The sequence below is a fragment of the Dietzia sp. genome (genome assembly GCF_036741115.1).
Lineage (GTDB): Bacteria > Actinomycetota > Actinomycetes > Mycobacteriales > Mycobacteriaceae > Dietzia.
In genome coordinates this window covers 33,633-50,509 of the sequence record NZ_DAINST010000010.1, presented here as the reverse complement: position 1 = coordinate 50,509, position 16,877 = coordinate 33,633, and the positions used below count along the sequence as shown (strand labels likewise).

Annotated in this window: 10 protein-coding genes; 7 read left to right on the top strand and 3 right to left on the bottom strand. The window is 70.4% G+C overall.

Annotated features, from left to right (window positions below):
• The 6 genes from V7E05_RS03080 to nudC all read left to right on the top strand — a co-directional run.
• On the top strand, nucleotides 1-905 hold a 905-nt coding region (locus V7E05_RS03080; protein WP_333618205.1), incomplete at its 5' end, for a hypothetical protein.
• 42 nt (nucleotides 906-947) lie between these two features.
• A complete protein-coding gene (locus tag V7E05_RS03075; protein ID WP_333618204.1) occupies nucleotides 948-2,324 on the top strand; it encodes an MFS transporter in 1,377 nt (458 codons plus the stop codon).
• A 44-nt stretch (nucleotides 2,325-2,368) separates the two neighbouring features.
• Nucleotides 2,369-5,836 carry a PD-(D/E)XK nuclease family protein gene (locus V7E05_RS03070; protein WP_333618203.1) on the top strand — a complete coding sequence of 1,156 codons (3,468 nt, stop codon included), beginning with the start codon at nucleotides 2,369-2,371 and terminating at the stop codon, nucleotides 5,834-5,836.
• Nucleotides 5,833-9,378 carry an ATP-dependent DNA helicase gene (locus V7E05_RS03065; RefSeq protein ID WP_333618202.1) on the top strand — a complete coding sequence of 1,182 codons (3,546 nt, stop codon included), beginning with the start codon at nucleotides 5,833-5,835 and terminating at the stop codon, nucleotides 9,376-9,378. Before V7E05_RS03070 ends, V7E05_RS03065 begins: the two co-directional genes overlap by 4 nt.
• A 49-nt stretch (nucleotides 9,379-9,427) precedes the next feature.
• A complete protein-coding gene (locus V7E05_RS03060) occupies nucleotides 9,428-10,501 on the top strand; it encodes a potassium channel family protein (RefSeq protein ID WP_333618201.1) in 1,074 nt (357 codons plus the stop codon).
• Nucleotides 10,502-10,532: 31 nt separating this feature from the next.
• On the top strand, nucleotides 10,533-11,633 hold the full coding sequence (nudC, locus tag V7E05_RS03055; protein ID WP_333618200.1) for an NAD(+) diphosphatase: 1,101 nt from the start codon (nucleotides 10,533-10,535) through the stop codon (nucleotides 11,631-11,633).
• Here nudC and V7E05_RS03050 read toward each other — a convergent pair.
• Nucleotides 11,630-11,911: a mycoredoxin gene (locus V7E05_RS03050; RefSeq protein WP_333618199.1), complete on the bottom strand. Its 282-nt coding sequence runs from the start codon at nucleotides 11,909-11,911 to the stop codon at nucleotides 11,630-11,632. The two genes, nudC and V7E05_RS03050, sit on opposite strands and share 4 nt — an antisense overlap.
• A gap of 198 nt (nucleotides 11,912-12,109) precedes the next feature.
• Here V7E05_RS03050 and V7E05_RS03045 point away from each other — a divergent pair, with 198 nt between their 5' ends.
• Nucleotides 12,110-14,239, top strand: a complete 2,130-nt coding sequence (locus V7E05_RS03045; RefSeq protein WP_333618198.1) for an ATP-dependent DNA helicase UvrD2 — start codon at nucleotides 12,110-12,112, stop codon at nucleotides 14,237-14,239.
• Between the two features lie 21 nt (nucleotides 14,240-14,260).
• On the opposite strand, the gene V7E05_RS03040 is transcribed toward V7E05_RS03045, so the two are convergent.
• A complete protein-coding gene (locus tag V7E05_RS03040; RefSeq protein ID WP_333618197.1) occupies nucleotides 14,261-15,601 on the bottom strand; it encodes an ABC1 kinase family protein in 1,341 nt (446 codons plus the stop codon).
• Nucleotides 15,602-15,640: 39 nt separating this feature from the next.
• Nucleotides 15,641-16,795 carry a hypothetical protein gene (locus V7E05_RS03035; protein ID WP_333618196.1) on the bottom strand — a complete coding sequence of 385 codons (1,155 nt, stop codon included), beginning with the start codon at nucleotides 16,793-16,795 and terminating at the stop codon, nucleotides 15,641-15,643.
• Nucleotides 16,796-16,877 lie beyond the last annotated feature (82 nt).

Here is a 16,877-nt window from a genome sequence, read left to right as displayed (position 1 = left end):
GCAGGGTATTCGGCGTACCCGATGGCGAGTTCGTGCCCGAGCCCGGGTTCGCCTCGCGGTGGCGCTGCGGGGATGTCGTGTGCTCGCGGGTGGCCGATTCCACGGTCGCCTCGCTCTCGGCGCGCGCCAGGGAGAAGCAGCCGACAGGTGACGTGGAGATCGCGGTGGCCAAGCCGCTGCGCGGGAGCGACGGGCGCTACGTCGTCGGCGGATGGCGGGCCGATAGGTACCCGGCGTCGGCGCGGGCGGAGGCCCGGCCGGACGAGATCATCGCGCTGGCCGGCTCGCTCGGTACCACGCTCCGCGGTGCCTGGCCGCCGCGGCGCCGCTCCACCGATGCGCTGTGGCGCCCCGCGGCGGTCTTTGACCACGCGATGGCTGCGGCGTGGAGCGGCGATCCCTCTAAGGACCTCGATGCCGGGCTCAAGTACCACGTGGAGCGACAGGGCGAGGACCGCTTCGAGGGGCACAGGGCCGAGGCGCTCATCGCGGCGACGGGCCTGGCGCGTCTGCGCGACGGGATCGACCGCGTCGCCGGGGATCCGGCGGAGACCGGCGGCGCGCGCGGGGCCGATGCACCGGTCGCGCACGTCGATCTCGTCCACTCGCTCCGCTACACGGAGGAGGGGACGCCGCTTCTCACGGACGTCGTGGTCGAGCCCGCGGACCCGATCAGGGGACAGGCCATCGCGGCTGTAGACTTGCTCGTCGCACACGCGGCCGGCGAGGACCTCCTGTGGCGCTGGGACCTCCTCCAGGGCTGGTCGCGGAATATCGTCTGCGCGATGGCCTACAGGCTCGGCGTCCACGCGATCCATCCGGACTCCGCGGCCTCGGCATTCGCGGGCCTACGCTCGGCAGCGGGCCACGTCGAGCGCTACGCCAGGGCGGCACACGGACTCTAGGGCACCCGCCCGCACTCGGGTGTCGAAAGGCGGGCGATAGGTATGTCGGACGCGGCACACGGCGGCGACGCTGCCGAGGGGAATGCCCGGGAGGGCGTGGACCAGGCGGTCGGCACGCTTCGGGGCGACGAGGGCGGGGAGCCTGGCGCCCCCGGCCGCCGGATGCTCGGGATCGGCGGCCTCGTCGCCGCGCTCGGTATCGTCCTCGTCTCTCTCAACTTGCGGACCGCCGTCACGTCGGTGAGCCCCCTCTTCGACCGCATCGACGCCGCCCTTCCGCTCGGCACCACGGGCATGAGCCTCCTGGGCATGATGCCCACGCTGATGTTCGGGCTCGCCGGTTTCGTCGCCCTCCGCCTCGTGGCGCGGATGGGCCTCGAGCGGGTCGCGATCTTCGCCATGACGCTGGTCACCATCGGCTCGCTTTTCCGCGCGGTCGCACCGTCGGCGGTCGTGCTCACCATCGCTTCGGCGATCGCGCTGCTCGGCGCCGGTTTCGGCAACATCGTCGCACCTCCTTTGGTCAAGAAGTACTTCGCGGCCAACGTCTCGCGGATGGGCATCGTCTACACCTCCGGGCTGCAACTCGGCACGGTCATCCCGGCGCTCATCACGGTTCCACTCGCCGACGCCATCGGGTGGCGGATGTCGCTGGGCAGCTGGGCGCTCCTCGGCGCCCTGGCCATGGCCCCCTGGATCGCCGAGATGGTGGGCGCGCGGGCCGAGAAGAAGGGACGTTCGGCGTCAGACGGAGGGGAAGTCCAGCCGGGGAGCGAGATGCGCTCCGACGCCGATCCCACCAGGGGCGTGGCGCCGGTGAGTGCGTGGCGTTCTCCGCTGGGCATTTCGATGGCGGTGGCGTTCGGTGCGAACTCGCTGCTCACATATTCGTTCTTCACGTGGCTGCCGAAGATCGTGTCCGACGAGATCGGCATGAGCCACGCCGCGGGCGGCACCGCGCTCGCGCTGTTCTCGGCGGTCGGACTCGTGTTCGCGATCCTCATGCCGTACGTCGCCGGCAAGCTCGAAAACCCGTTCTCCATGTTCGCGATCGCCGCCGTGGTCTACGTGGTCTCCTTCGCGTGGCTGCTCTTCGCCCCGACCTCCGCTCCGTGGGTGCTCATCTGCCTGCTCGGCGCGGGCCCACTCACGTTCCCGTTGCTGCTCACGCTGATCAACCTGCGCACGCGCTCGCACGCGGGTTCCGCGGCGCTGTCCGGGTTCGCGCAGGGCTTCGGCTACATCATCGCGAGCCTCGGCCCGCTGATCTTCGGCGCGCTCTGGGACGCCGGCGGCACCCTCGTGTGGCCGCTCGTGTTCCTCGTGGTCGTGCTCGTGGTGCTGTGCTCCGCCGCATGGATCGCGTGCCTCCCGCGCTTCCTTGAGGACGAAATCGCGGAGAGGGCCGCGCGCGCCTAGCACTCCGCCCCGGAATGTCGGACGCGTGCTCTAGGTTTGTGTCTATGACGGCGAACGGCGGGGATTCAATCGGGGGAACGGCGCAGGCACAGGGACCGACACTGCGGTGGGTCCGTGCAGATCCACCGAGGTCCCCGGGCTTCTCGCCCACGGGCTGGGAGGGCGAGCAGCGCGCCGTGGATTTCCTCGCGGCCGTGCGGGATGCCCGCGCGCGCGAGCGATCGGCGAACCGGTGGCTCGTGCGCGGCGGCCCGGGAACGGGTAAGAGTGCGCTGCTCGCGGCGTCGGTTGCCGGTCTCGTCGGGGGCGGTGTGCCGGGCGGGAGCATCACCGTGGTGGCGAGCTCGGCCCGAGCGGTGGAATCCATGCAACGTTCCATCTCCGGCGCCATGCATGCGAACGCCGTGGAGGGGCGTGTCGCCGCGGGCACGGAACCCCAGGTGCGCACCGTCCACTCGCTCGCGTACGCGGTCGTGGCCATGGCGGCGGCGCGGCGCGGTGTCCCTGCCCCGCGCCTGCTCACCGGCGCAGAGCACGATGCGATCTTCCGCCAGGCCCTCCTCGGCGTGGTCGAGGACGGCGGCATGGAATGGCCCGAATCCGTGCGGCCCGCGCTGTCGACGCGCGGGTTCGCCCGGGAGTTGCGGGATGTGGTGCTCCGGCTTTCGGAGCGTGGCGTCGACCCATCGGAGCTGGAGCGGCTGGGGCGCGAGCGCGGCAACGAGCTGTGGGTCGCGGCGGCGGAGTTCGCTCGCAGGCACGAGCAGGAGATGGTGCTGCGGGATGCCGCGTCGGCCTCCGGCGAGGATCCGTTCCCCGCTTCGCTCAACGCCGCGGAGCTCGTCTCGCGCGCCGTCGAGGAGCTCGATGCGGACCCGGAGCTGCTCGCCGGGCCCGGCGCCATCGAGGCGCTCGTGGTGGACGATGCCCAGTTGGTCGACCCCATGGCGGGCACACTCCTCGTCGCCCTCGCAAATCGCGGCCGCGTGCTCATCGCCGCGCACAGCGCGGACGAGGCGGTGTTCCGCTTCCGTGGCGCCTCGGACGCGTTCGTCGAGACTCTCAAGGGGGCCGGAGCGAACGTCGTCGAGCTCGCGCGGATCCACCGCAGCACGGAGGCTTCGGAGGCCGCGCGCGTGCTCGCTCGCCGGCTGCCGGGCGTGGAGGCATGGCGGCGGCCGGGGCCCTCGGAGAGCGCCGGCGAACACGGTGCCCCGGAGCGGTCCGCGAGCGCCGGGGATGGCGCGGACACGGGGGATGGCACGGGCGCCGAGAGCGGCGCGATCCCGCCCGTCGCCTTCCGGACGGAGCGCTCACTGCCAGAGGAAGCCAGCGTCGTCGCCGATTACCTACTGCGCATGCACCATGTCCACGGCATCCCTTGGGAGAACATGGCGGTCGTCTTCCGCTCGGTAGGGGATTCCGCGGAGCTCTTCCAACGCACGTGCGATTCCGTCGGCATCCCGGTGGTCGATGCCGGGGCGGAAGTCCCCCCGGCACTCGACCCGATGGTCCGGGCCCTCCTCGACCTCGTCGAGTCCGTCCTCGACACGCCGGACGAGCTCGCGGTCCGTGCGCTCCTGTCCGGCCCCCTCGGCCGCGCCGATCCCGCGGACTTCCGCGATCTGCGCCGCACTCTTCGCCGCCTCTCCGCCGAATCGGGCATGCCCGTCCGCTCACTCTCCGCAGTGCGCGAGCTCCTGCTCGGGGATGCCGATCCCGCTGAGGTTCTCGGCGAGGACGCCTTCGGGAGGCTCAGCACGCCGGTCCTGCGCATCCGCGCGCTACGCGAGGCCACCAAGGCCTCGATCGAGGCCGGGGACTCGGTGGAGACGGTGCTGTGGAACCTCTGGCACGCGAGCCGGAAGTCCTTTACGCTCCGCTCCGCGGTGGACCACGGCGGCGTCGCGGGCCGCGCCGCCGACCGCTCGGCGGACGCCGTGCTCGGCCTGTTCGATCACGCGGCGGATTTCGTCGAGCAGATGCCGCGGGGCTCGCTGCGTCAGTTCGTCTCGCTCATGAGGGAGCAGGAACTCCCCGCGCCGCGCCGCGCGGGCCGCCGCCCCGTTCGCCGGGCGGTGAGCCTCCTGTCGGCCCACACCTCGGTGGCCGCGGAGTTCGAGGTCGTGGCGGTCTCCGGCGTGCAGGAAGGCGTGTGGCCCGCCCCGCGCCGCCGCTTCGGTCTGTTCGAGCTGGACCTCCTCGTCGATCTCATCGACCGCGGTGAAACGGAAAACCTCTCCGATGCCGAGAGGGAGGCCGCGAGCATGGCCGCGGCCACCACGGACGAGCGTCGCCTCGCCGTCCTCGCCGCCTCGCGGGCGCGCCGGCACGTGCTGTTCACGGCCGTCGAGAACGGCGAGGATCTCATGGCCTCCCATTACATCGCCGAGCTCGAGCGCAGCGGCATCCCCGAATGGCGAACGGCGGAAGGCGGTACCGGGAACCTCGCCGCGGGGCACCGGATGTTCACGCCCTCCGCTCTCGTCGCCGACCTCAGGGCGAACCTCCAGCGGGATCCCGGTGGTCCCGCCGCGCCCGCCGCGGCGCGGATCCTCGCCACCCTCGGCGCGTCCGGCTTCGCGCAGGCTGCGCCGTGGCGCTGGTACCGCGGCCTCCCCGTTTCCTCGTCGGCATCGCCCATCCCGGAGCCGGACAACGGAACCAGGGCCTTCCTCTCGCCCAGCGCGTTCGCTCAGCTCGAGACCTGCCCGCTCCAGTGGTTCATCGGTGGCTCGATCGGCTCGTCAACCGCCATGCCCCTGCTCAAGGGCACCGTGGTCCACGCCATCGCGGAAGCCGTGCAGGGCGATGTCCCGCAGGACCGGATCGAGGGGCTCGTCCGCGAGTTCTGGCCCACGTTGTCTCCGGCCGGCGGCTGGGTCCTCGAATCCGAGATCGAGGAGCTTCTCGAGATGGAGGAGATCGTCCGGGCCTGGCTCGCCGCTCAAGGTGGCTACACCTCCCTCGGACAGGAGCTCGATTTCCGCATGGAGATCTACCCCGGCGGACCCACGGTCGAAGTCGGGGAGGAGGCCCGCAAGGCGGTGCCCGTCACCGTCCGCGGCCGGATCGACAGGTTGGACCGAGACTCCTCCGCGGCTGTCCGCGCCGTCGACTTCAAGTCCGGCGCGGCGGGGAGCGTGGCAGATGGCGAGGCCAACCCGCAGCTCGCCCTCTACCAGCTGGCGATTCGGCTCGGCGCGGTCTCCACCGATATCGCCCCGCGGGCCATGGCCAACGATGCCGAGGCGGCCCACGATCCGGTCTCGCTCACAGCCGGGGGCGTCCTCGTCCACCTCAAACCCACCGGCGGCCGAACCCCGTATAGAGAACGCACGCAGGCGGCCATGGGCCCCGAGACCCAGCTCTCGCTCATGCGCCGAGCCACTGCGGCGGGGGCGACTTCCATCGGTCCCGTGTACCTCGCGCGTACGTCGTCCGCGTGCGCCACGTGCGCCGCCGCTGCGATGTGCCCCACTCAGGCCACAGGAAGGCAGGTCGGTTCGTGATCGACAACGGCACCACGGACGGCGGCGCCCGCACGATCGTCTCGCCCAAGGATTTCACCCCGGCGGACATCGCTGCCGCCATCGGAAGCAAAGAGCCGACCTCGGCGCAGGAGGCTGTCATTTCCGGCCCCACGGAGCCGACCCTCGTCGTCGCCGGCGCCGGGGCGGGTAAGACGGAGACGATGGCCGCCCGCGTCGTCTATCTCGTCGCCACGGAGAGGGTCCGGCCCGGGCAGATCCTCGGCCTCACCTTCACCCGCAAAGCCGCCCAGCAGCTCGCCCGCCGTGTGCAGGAGCGGCTCGATGCCTTTGCGCGCAGCGAGGCCCTCGAAGCGCTCGGGGCCAAGGGCCGGGAGATCGCGGAGACCATCCGCACCGAGCAGCCGCGGATCGCGACGTACGACTCGTTCGCAGGAGACATCCTCGCCAGCCATGGGCTCCTCGTTCCGGTGGAACCCGATACCGAGCTCATCGGGGAGACGGACCTCTACATCCTCACCCACTCGATCGTCTCCGAATGGGATCACGCCCTCCCGTGGAGCGTGGGTGCGACAACGGAACGTGCCATCGCGCTCGCCGAGCAGATCGCTAGCCACCTCGAGACCACCGAGACCCTCCGCGCCGATCCCAACGTGCTCGAGGAGTTCCTCGAGGGGCACGAAGGCAAGCTCACCAAGGACCTCTCGATCGCCGCCGAGGCGCAGGAGAACCGGCGGATCCTCCTCGATGTCGTCGACGCGCTGTCCGAGAGGCTCGCCGCCGAGGGCAAGCTCACCTTCGGCATGCGCATGGCGCACGCCGCCACGCTCGCCCGGGACGTGCCCGCGGTTGCCGCCGCCGAGCGCCGGATCACCACCGCCGTTCTCCTCGACGAATACCAGGACACGGGGCAGGCGCAGCGGGTCATGCTCATGAGCCTCTTCGGCGGCTCCGAGCACCCGCCGCTCGCGGTCACCGCCGTCGGCGATCCGATGCAATCGATCTACGGCTGGCGTGGAGCCTCGGCCTCCAACCTCGACAGCTTCCTCACCGACTTCCCGCGCGTCGATGGCCCGGCGGGGCAGAACAGCCTGTCCAAGTCGTGGCGCAACCCGCCGGAAGTACTCGGCCTCGCCAACCACATCACCGCGGAGCTTCGCGGAAGGGGCAGCGAGGACGGGGCGAAGGTGCCCCAGCTCGAACCCAAGGACGAGGCAGAAAAGGGCTACGTCCGCATCGGGCTCTTCGGCACCGTCGATTCCGAGCGGAAATGGATCGCGGACCAGGTCTACGCGCGCTATCGCGACCTGGACAGCAACGGCTGGAAAGGGCGGAAGGGGGACGCCCCGCCCACGGCGGCGGTCCTCGTCCGCCGCAATGTCGATGCCGAGCCGCTCGCCCGGGTTCTCCGGGAGACCGGGCTCGAGGTCGACGTGCTCTCCTCGGGCGGGCTCCTCGACGTCCCCGAGGTCGCCGACCTGCTCGCGCTCGTCCGCGTGGCGCTCGATCCGGGAGACGATGAATCGAGCATCCGCCTGCTCACCGGCCACCGTTTCCGCCTCGGCGCCGCCGACCTCCGGGAGCTGTCCGGGCGGGCCCGGGAAATCTCGCTGCGCACGGGTAAACCGAGCGAGGAAGAGGGCGAACGGAGCGCCGAGGAAGAGCTGCGGGCCGAGCTCGGCTCCCTCTCCGAACTAGAGAACGTCGACGCCGCAGGATTGGCGGACGCCGCGGTCAACCCCGGGGCCAAGCGAGGGTTCACCGAGCGCGGGCGGGAGGCCATCGCGGCGTTCGCAGCGGCCGTACGCACTGTCCGCGAGCGCCTCGACCAAGGGCCCGCGCACGTCCTCGGCATCGCGGAAACCGCGCTCGGCCTCGACGTCGAGGTGCGCCTGCGTGCCGAACTCGGCCTGGGCGAGGGCAGGCAGCAGCTCGACGCGCTCTCCCGCGCCGCGGCCGATTTCGCCTCGCATCCCGATGCCGGGGTCAAGGCGTTCATCGACTACATCGACGTCGCGCGGACCGTGGAGCGCGGCCTCGCGAAGGACATCGTCCCGCAGCCCGGGCGGGTGCAGATCCTCACCGTGCACTCCGCCAAGGGCCTCGAATGGCAGATCGTCGCGGTGCCGCACGTCGCCCGAGAACGCTTTACCAAGAAGAATGCCCCGGAGAACTGGGTGCGCAACGCGTGGGAGCTCCCCGCCGAATGGCGAGGGGACAGGCGCACGGAAACCAATCCCGGGGGCGTCCCGGTCCTCGAGCTGGACGAGGTAGGGGACCACAAGGAGCTCGACAAGGCGCTCAAGGCGTACATCGCCGAGCTCAAATCGACCGTCTCCGAGGAAGAGCGCCGGCTCTTCTACGTCGCGATGACCCGCAGCGAGCAGTCCCTCCTCGTCTCCGCTCACCATTGGACGCCCGAGCGCAAGGGCGCGCTCGGCCCCGCGGTGTTTCTCGAAGAGCTCCGCGAATCCATCGAGGACCGGCGGGAGCTCGGGATCATCGACGCCTGGGAGGTCCCTGCACCCGATGAGGAGAACCCGCTGGCAGGGGACTCGGACACCGCGCAGTGGCCCGAGGAGGACGGAGATTTCGCGGCCGCCGATCCCGCCGCCCCCGCCCGCGTCCGCGCCGCGGGGGAGGCCGTCGCCGCGGCGGCTCCGCTCGCCGTGCCGGACGACGTTCCGCTCCCCGAGTTCCTCGCCGCGGCAGGCGGTGAGCCGGAGTTCTCCTCGCCGGAGGAGAGGGCGTGGCTCGAGGAGGCGCTCATCCACGTGCGCGCGGCCGAGGCGCGGCGGGCGGACGTCGTCGAGGTGGAGATCCCGAGCAGGCTCACCGCCACGCAGCACGTTGCGCTGGAGAGGGATCCCGCGGCGTTCGCCGTCAACGTACTGCGCCCCATGCCCCGCAAGCCGAACCAGTTCGCGCGCCGCGGCACGAGCTTCCACTCGTGGGTGGAGCAGTACTACGCGCAGGCCACGCAGTTCCTCATCGCGGATGATGAGCTCCCGGGCAGCGGGGACGAAGAGGAACAGGGGGAACAGTCAGCGTTGCGCGAGGCGTTCCTGTCCTCGCACTGGGCGAGGCGCACTGCGGAAGCCGTAGAGGTCCCGTTCTCGGTGGTCATCGGCGGGCAGTCGAAGGTTGGCAAGATGGACGCCGTCTTCCGGGACGATGACGGCTGGACGGTCGTCGACTGGAAGACCGGCGCGAAGCCCGGAGGGCGGAACCCTGACTCCGCCGAGGCTCGCAAACACCGCGACGATGTCGCGATCCAGCTCGCGATCTACCGAATCGCATGGGCCCGGATCCTCGAACAGCGCACCGGAAAGGCTGTCGATCCGGAAAGCATTCGCGGCGCGTTCCACTACATCGGTAGCGGGGAGGACGTGTTCCCAGAGAACCTCCCCTCGGAGGCCGAACTCGTCGCGCGCTTCGAGAAGAGGTTCCGCACGGACATCGACGGCGCGCGAGTGGCCGAGGCGATGTCGGACGGCGCGGAAGTCCGAACGATGGGTGCCGAGACCGAAAGCGGCAGGTCCGCAGTGGAGAGCCCGGAGTAGCCGTTATGGTTGTCTCGTCTCATCTCCCGTCCCCAGAAAAGGATCCGCCGTGGCCAGGTCGCGTCTGCGCAACCGATTCCGGGTAAACGACCCGCTGGACGAGAGCCCTGACCACGCGCTCGTCGGCATCATCTCGATCCCGAACGAGCAGGCGAGCCCGTGGCGGATCATCGCGAACAGGCTGCTCTTCGCGCTCGGGATCATCATGCTCACGGTGCTCCTCGTCTGGATCGATCGCGGCGGCTACCAGGACGGCGCCGACGACTCGATGTCGTTCATCGACTGCGTCTACTACGTCACGGTCTCGTTGTCGACGGTGGGCTACGGCGACATCACGCCGGTGTCCGAGCGCGCCAGGCTCGTCAATATCCTCCTTGTCACCCCCCTTCGCCTCATCTTCCTCATCGTGCTGGTCGGTACGACCCTCGCGGTGCTCACCGAGCAGTCGCGCCAGGCGCTCAAGATCCAACGTTGGAGGTCCACCTTGCGGAACCACACCGTCGTCGTCGGTTATGGCACGAAGGGCCGCTCGGCCGTCGCCGCGCTGCTCGCGGACGATATCGCGGCCTCGGAGATCGTCGTCGTCGACTCCGATCCCATCGCCCTCAAGGCGGCGGCAGCGCGAGGACTGGTCACGGTCAACGGTTCCGCCACGAAGTCCGACGTGCTCAAGCTCGCCGGCGTCACGCGCGCGCGAGCGGTCGTCGTCGCTCTCGGCTCTGACGACTCGGCCGTGCTCGTCACACTGTCGGCGCGCGAGCTCGGGCCGAACGCGAAGATCGTCGCCACGGTCCGGGAATCCGAGAACACGCACCTGCTCAAACAATCGGGCGCGGACTCGGTCGTCGTCTCCGCTGAGACAGCGGGTCGCCTCCTCGGCCTCGCGACCGTGACGCCGACCGTCGTGGGCATGATGGAGGATCTCCTCACCCCGGACGAAGGCTTCTCGATCGCCGAGCGCCGGGTCGAGGAGACCGAGGTCGGGGGCTCGCCGCGGCACCTCAAGGAGATGGTCCTGGGGGTGGTTCGCAAGGGTACGCTGATCAAGGTCAACGAGCCCGCGGCGGATGCCCTGGAGGTCGGGGATCGCCTGCTCTACATCCGTATGGTCGGGAACGACTAGCTCGAACCCGGCGCGAAGGAGGCACCGCCATATGCCCGCAGAATTCTCGCTCCTCGCCGAACCGCTCCTCTCCGCCTACGCGGTCGACCGTGCAGCGCACCTCCGCGGCGATGCCGAGGCGCTCGAGGCGGGCTGGCCCACGTCCCTCGTTATGCGGGTCGATGCGCGCGGGCGCTTCCGTACCGAGGTCGCGGAGACTCCCGGTGACACTGTGGGAACGCCGAACTACTCGGACAAGCACACCCCGGGCGGTGCCGGGGACTCGGCCGGATCAGTCGGCGCCACCGGCTCCGACCTCGGGGGCCGGCACCTTCGGCTCACTTTCGAGCCGGCGTTCGACATCGCGGAGCGGCCACCGCACCTCGCGGTGTTCCTCGGCAGGGCGGAGGGCGGGCGCCACGTCTGGGCGCTGCAGGCCGACTCGCTGGGCACGCAAGGTGTCGCCGACCTCCGGTCGTGCGGAGAGTTCCTCCTGCCCAAGGACGCAGCACTGGCCGCAGAGGCTGTCGCGCTGCTCGGATGGCACCGCCACAACAACGCGGGCAAGACCCCGGACGCGCACCTCACGCGCGTGAATTCGGGCTGGTCGGGCCGCGATCCGGTCGCGGAGGTCGAGATCTTCCCGCGCACGGACCCGGCGATCATCTGCCTCGTCCACGACGGCGAGCGGCGCGTTCTGCTTGCGCGGAACTCCGCGTGGACGGAAAATTTCTACTCGGTCCTCGCCGGATTCGTCGAGGCGGGCGAGTCGCTCGAGAACTGCGTGCGCAGGGAGATCGCCGAGGAAGTCGGCCTCGACGTGCGGAACCCGCGATATCTCGGCAGCCAGCCGTGGCCCTTCCCGCGCTCGCTCATGCTCGCGTTCCAGGCGGTCGCGAACCCGGACCAGGATATCGTCCGCGGCGACGGGGAGATCGATGACGCGCGCTGGCTCGACGTCCGCGACGTCGAGCGCATCCTCGCCGGCGAGGACTTGGGCATCGTGCTCCCGGGGCGCGTGTCCATCGCGCGGCTCATGCTCGAATCGTGGGTCGCGGCGGTCGTCGCCGAGATCGGCGAGCACGAGGGGCGCGCGCAGAGAGGGACGGACGTCGATGATTCCGGCGAAGAAAACGAGTCGGAAGAGGACTAGCCGGCGAGCTCGTCGAGCTTCGCCTTGACGCTGCCGGCGTCGGGGTTCGTCGCCGTCGATGCGTCGGAGTAGAGCACGGTGGGCACGACGCGGTTGCCGCCGTTGACCGACTCGACGAACGCTGCGGCGTCTGCGTCCTGCTCGACGTCGACCTCGGTGTATGGCGTACCCGCGGAGTCGAGCGCGCGCTTGAGGGAGCTGCAGAACGGGCACCACGACGTGGTGAACATCGTGAAATCGCGGGGAGCGGACGGGGTCGCAATCGAATCGGCAGCCATGCCGACGAATCTACCCCGATCCGTCCGCGAGCTCGAACGAGGTGGGCACCCACAGTGTCGGACCGTGCTGCCATCATGGTTGGGCAGATCGAGGCCCGGGTGTTGGGTCTCGGGTATAGGCCGGTGCGTGTGGATGCTGGCGCAGCTGGTTATCGACAACTGGTCATCGGCAAAGGGAAAGGCGGTGTCGGGCGGAGCATGGCGGTTCGAGGTGGTGCACAGGCGGCGAGCGAATCGGGGATCCTCGAGGGCCTCGATTCTCAGCAGCGGGAGGCGGTCCTCGCGCCCCGCGGCCCCGTGTGCATCCTCGCCGGTGCGGGCACCGGCAAGACCAGGACCATCACGCGCCGTATCGCCCATCTCGTCGAGCAGGGGCACGTCCGGGGCGATCAGGTCCTCGCCGTCACCTTCACTTCTCGCGCGGCTGGGGAGCTGCGCACGCGCCTCGCCTCCCTGGGCACGCTGCAGGCGGGAACCGGCGCCGTCCAGGCGCGCACGTTCCACGCGGCGGCGATGCGCAACCTCGGCTACTTCTGGCCGCGCGCCTACGGAGACTCCGGCTGGCAGCTGCTGGACAACAAATTCCGCGCCGTGGCGCAGGCGGCGCGCAACATCGGCGTGGGCACGGGGACCGATGTGCTCCGCGACCTCATCGCGGAAATCGATTGGGCGAAGTCTTCGCTCGTCTCGCCCGCCGAGTACGCGGGGAAGGCGGCAGCGCTCGAGCGGGACACCCCGGTGCGCCGCGAGCAGGTCGCGGAGGTCTACGGGAACTACGAGGAGCTCAAGGTCGCCGGGGAGGTCAAGCTCCTCGATTTCGACGATCTGCTGGGCTATATGGCCACGGCCCTCGAAGAGGTTCCGGATATCGCCCGGGAATTCCGCGAGCGCTACCGCTGCTTTGTGGTCGACGAATTCCAGGACATCACCCCGAGCCAGGAGCGCCTCCTGCGCGCGTGGCTCGGCGGTCGCAACGATCTCACGGTCGTCGGTGACGTCAACCAGACCATATATACCTTCGCCGGTGCGGAACCCGATTTCCTATTGCGATTCCGTGAGCAGCACGAAGGAGCGGTGCAGGTCAAACTCGAATCCGACTACCGTTCGACCCCGCAGGTGGTCGATTTCGCCAACGGCGTCATCAAGGGCGGCTCTAAGCGTTTCCAGGCCTCTGGGCTCACCCTCCGCGGCATGCGCGCGCCCGGCCCCGTGCCGCAGCTCGCCGAGTACCCGGACGAGGACAGGGAAGCCGCAGGAATCGCCTCGGAGATCGCCGGGCTCGTCGCGTCCGGCGTGCATGTCTCCGAGATCGCCGTGCTGTACCGCGTCAACTCGCAGTCCGAGCGCATCGAGTCCGCGCTCGACGAGCAGGGCATCGGCTATCTCGTCAAGGGCGGGGAGGGCTTCTTCGAGCGCAGGGAGATCACTCAGGCCATGTCGGTTCTCGTTCGCCTCGCCGCGAACGAGGAGGTCGCTGCTGCGGACTCGAACCCGCAGGAGGTCGCCGCGCGGATCCGGGCCGCCTTGCACCCCGTCGGTCTCACCGATGCCGAGCCGTCAGGCGAGAAGGCTCGCGAGAAGTGGCGTTCGCTGCGCGCGCTCGCCGACCTCGCCGAGGAGCTGGCCCATCAGCCGGGCGGGCCCTCGTCGCCCGATGGCCGCGATCTGCAGGGCACCGTTGCGGCGCTCAGGGAGCGTGCGTCGGCCAAGCACGCACCGGTCACCGAGGGGGTCACGCTCGCCACGATCCACGCGGCGAAAGGCCTCGAGTGGGACGCGGTGTTCATCCTCGGCGCGCACGAGGGCAACATCCCCATCAGCCACGCGATCAAGAAGGGCGAGGAAGCGGTAGAGGAGGAGCGCCGGCTGCTCTACGTCGGCGTTACCCGCGCCCGGGAGCACCTCTACGTGTCGTGGGCACGGTCGCGGAATCCCGGCGGCCGCGCCTCCCGTCGCCCCAGCTCGCTTCTCGACCAGGTCATGCCGGACGAGCTGCGGACCGAATCCGTGCCGCGGGGCTCCTCGGGCAAGCGCAAGGACGGATGCCGGAATTGCGGTTCGGATGTTCCGGGGGACCGCCAGGGTTTCAATTTCTGCGCCGATTGCGCGTCTGACGCCGACTACCGCCTCTTCGATCGCCTCCGCGAATGGCGGAGGGAGGCGGCAGGGGAGAAGCCGGTCTACACGGTCTTCGCGAACGACACGCTCGCGGCCATCGCTGTCTCCCGCCCGGCGAGCGTGCGGGACCTCGGCCGGATCAAGGGCGTGGGCTCACACAAACTCGAGGCCTACGGACCGGCAATCCTCGAGCTGATCGCCGGGCAGTAGCGCCGGGGTGCGCGGTCGGCGCTACTCGGAGCCGCCGGTGCGGCCTTCCTTCTCGGCGTCGAAGATCCGCGGCATCCATTCCTCGACCGTCGTCCGGTAGTCGACCGTGGTCTCGAGCTGGCAGAGGATGCCTACGGAGCCGCCGAGGACCCGGTGGATCATCGCGTAGCGGCGCGGCAGGGAGAAGGCTCGCTCGGTGCGGAAATGCTCTCCGGTCACGTCGCCGTAGGTCGAGGCGATGTTCTGCATCCACTCTCGGGAGAACGTGAAGTGCTCGCTGCGCAGCGGCTCGATGAAGGGCTGGAGAAAAGCCATGGCCGTCTCGGGGTGGAGGTCGGCGCCCTTGGCGAGGTAGCCCTCTGCGTCCATGAGCTCGAGGAGTTCGTCGCTGCGCTCTGCGAGCGCGAGGCCCATCATCTGCTCGAGGACTGGAGGGAACCCGGTGGGCAGGTCGACGACCGCGCCGAAGTCGAGGGCGATGAACCGGTCCCCGTCGATGAGGAAATTGCCCGGGTGTGGATCACCGTGCAGCTTCCGCGCCAGAGTGGGCGAGGAAAATTGGAACTCGAGGAGACCGGCGGCCGCGAATCGGCGTTCCTCGGCGGTGCCCTCGGCGATCGTCTTGGTCATCGGCGTGCCGGAGGCCCATTCGGAGACCACGACCTTCGGGGCGCTGGCGAGGACCGCGGGCGCGGAGATGAACGGGTGGTCGGCGTAGGCGGCGTGGAACGCCCGCTGGTTGTCGGCCTCGGTGCGGTAGTCGAGCTCGGCGGTCGCGGACTCGGTGATCTCGTCGATGACGGCCTTGATGTCCGTGCCCGGGGAGAACGGCCGTAGCAGCGGTGCCACGCGGCGGATCTGGCGGAGATCGGAGCGCAGGGCCTCGTCTGCGCCCGGGTATTGGACCTTGACGGCGACGTCGCGTCCGTCGGCCCAGACGCCGCGGTGCACCTGGCCGATCGAAGCGGCCCGCGCGGCCTCGAGGTCGAGCTCCCGGAAGCGCGAGGGCCACGCTGTGCCCAGCTGCTGATCGAGGACGTTGTGGACTGTCTCGGCAGAGATCGGCGGCGCCTCGGCCTGCAACTTGGAGAGCGATTCGCGGAAGGGTTTGGCGTAGCGCTCGGGCATCGAGGCCTCGAAGACGGAAAGCGCCTGCCCGACCTTCATGGCGCCGCCCTTGAGTTCGCCGAGGACGGAGAATGCCTGCTCCGCCATCGAATCGAGGATCTCTTCGCTGAGCTCGCCGTTGCCGCGCCCCATGGCGCGGCGGCCGATAGAGCGGGCCGCGCCTCCCGCGACACCGAGGGGCAGGGAGGCGAGCTTGGCCGCGCGCGAGCGCGTGCTTCGCCGTACTTCATTCACTCTTCCCACTATGCCAGTACCTTCCGGAGCGCTTCTTGCTCACGCGCCGCAGCCACAGCCCGGATGCGGCTCCCAATGGCGCTTTCTCCAGATGCCCTCGGCGACCGAGATCTCGACGGTGTGGCCGTAGGTGACCATCGCCTCGGGGCCGTGTTCGCGCAGCTTCTCGACCTCGGACAGGACGAGCGCTGCGGCCGCGACCCGAGAGGGAACCGGCGCCCAGCCGCTGGTGAACAAGAGCTGCGCGGACACCCGCGGCCACTCGGGATTTCGGTCCGTGCGGTAGAGGTCCGCGCAGCGCAGGCACGAGGAACGGCCGGGGACCACGGTGGGCCCGACGACGACGCGGCCGTCGCGGCAGGCGAGGTAGAGGTGTGGAGTCCTGCAGCGGTGGAGCGCGGTGGTGACGACCGGGTCGGGGACGATGTCGTCGGCGAGCACGACGATGTCGGCGGGTGCGTGGCGCGAGGAAAAGCCCCCGGAGTGGCCCACGGTCGCGCGCGGTTCCGCATCGGCCCCGCCGGCAGCGACGCAGGACTCCGGTCCGGGCAGCGGGGGAGCGGAAACCCGGCCGCGCCACGGCGGCCGTTCGAGCGAGAGGTCGAGCCCCTTGCGCTCCGACCAGCCGTAAGCGAACCCGGACTGCCGGAGCGGGGCCTCGATCCGCCGCGCCATGTCCCCGCGCCCGAGGACGTGCACGACGGTCGCCCTCTCGGTGCGCGCGCGGACCCCCGGGCGGTGCCCGCGGTGACTTCCGGGGCTCTGGTGCCCGCTGCCGGCCCCGGTTTCGCCCATGCCGCCGCCAACTGCGCCACCACCGTCGATCGTGTCGACCCCGCTGCCCCCGCCCACCCCAACGTCCTCGCCGACCCCTCGCTCGAGCACCCCGTGCTCGGCGAGCAGGTCGACCACGCGGGAAAAGGCTTCCGGCGCCTCCGCGACGCCCACGGCCGCGAGGGCGGCGGCCACGGGCGTCTCGCCGTCGAGGCGGTGGAGCGCGGCGACGGCGTCTGGCGCGCGCACTCCGCGGGGAAGCCGCACGGTGACAGCGAGGTCGTCGCTTATCCCGAATTGGAGCTCGCCCTCGCCCCGGCACAGCGCGATGGTGCCCGCGCGGAGGCGCGGGTGCGCGGGCGAATCGGGGAGAGGCCGCGTGCCGGGATGGGTGTGGGGAGCGAGCGTGACCGCCGTCATAGAGAGAAGATCCCACAGCCGGCGCAACGCGTGGGGGCGCTACATTGGGCCGATGCACGGATCCAGCTACCGCGCCACCCAC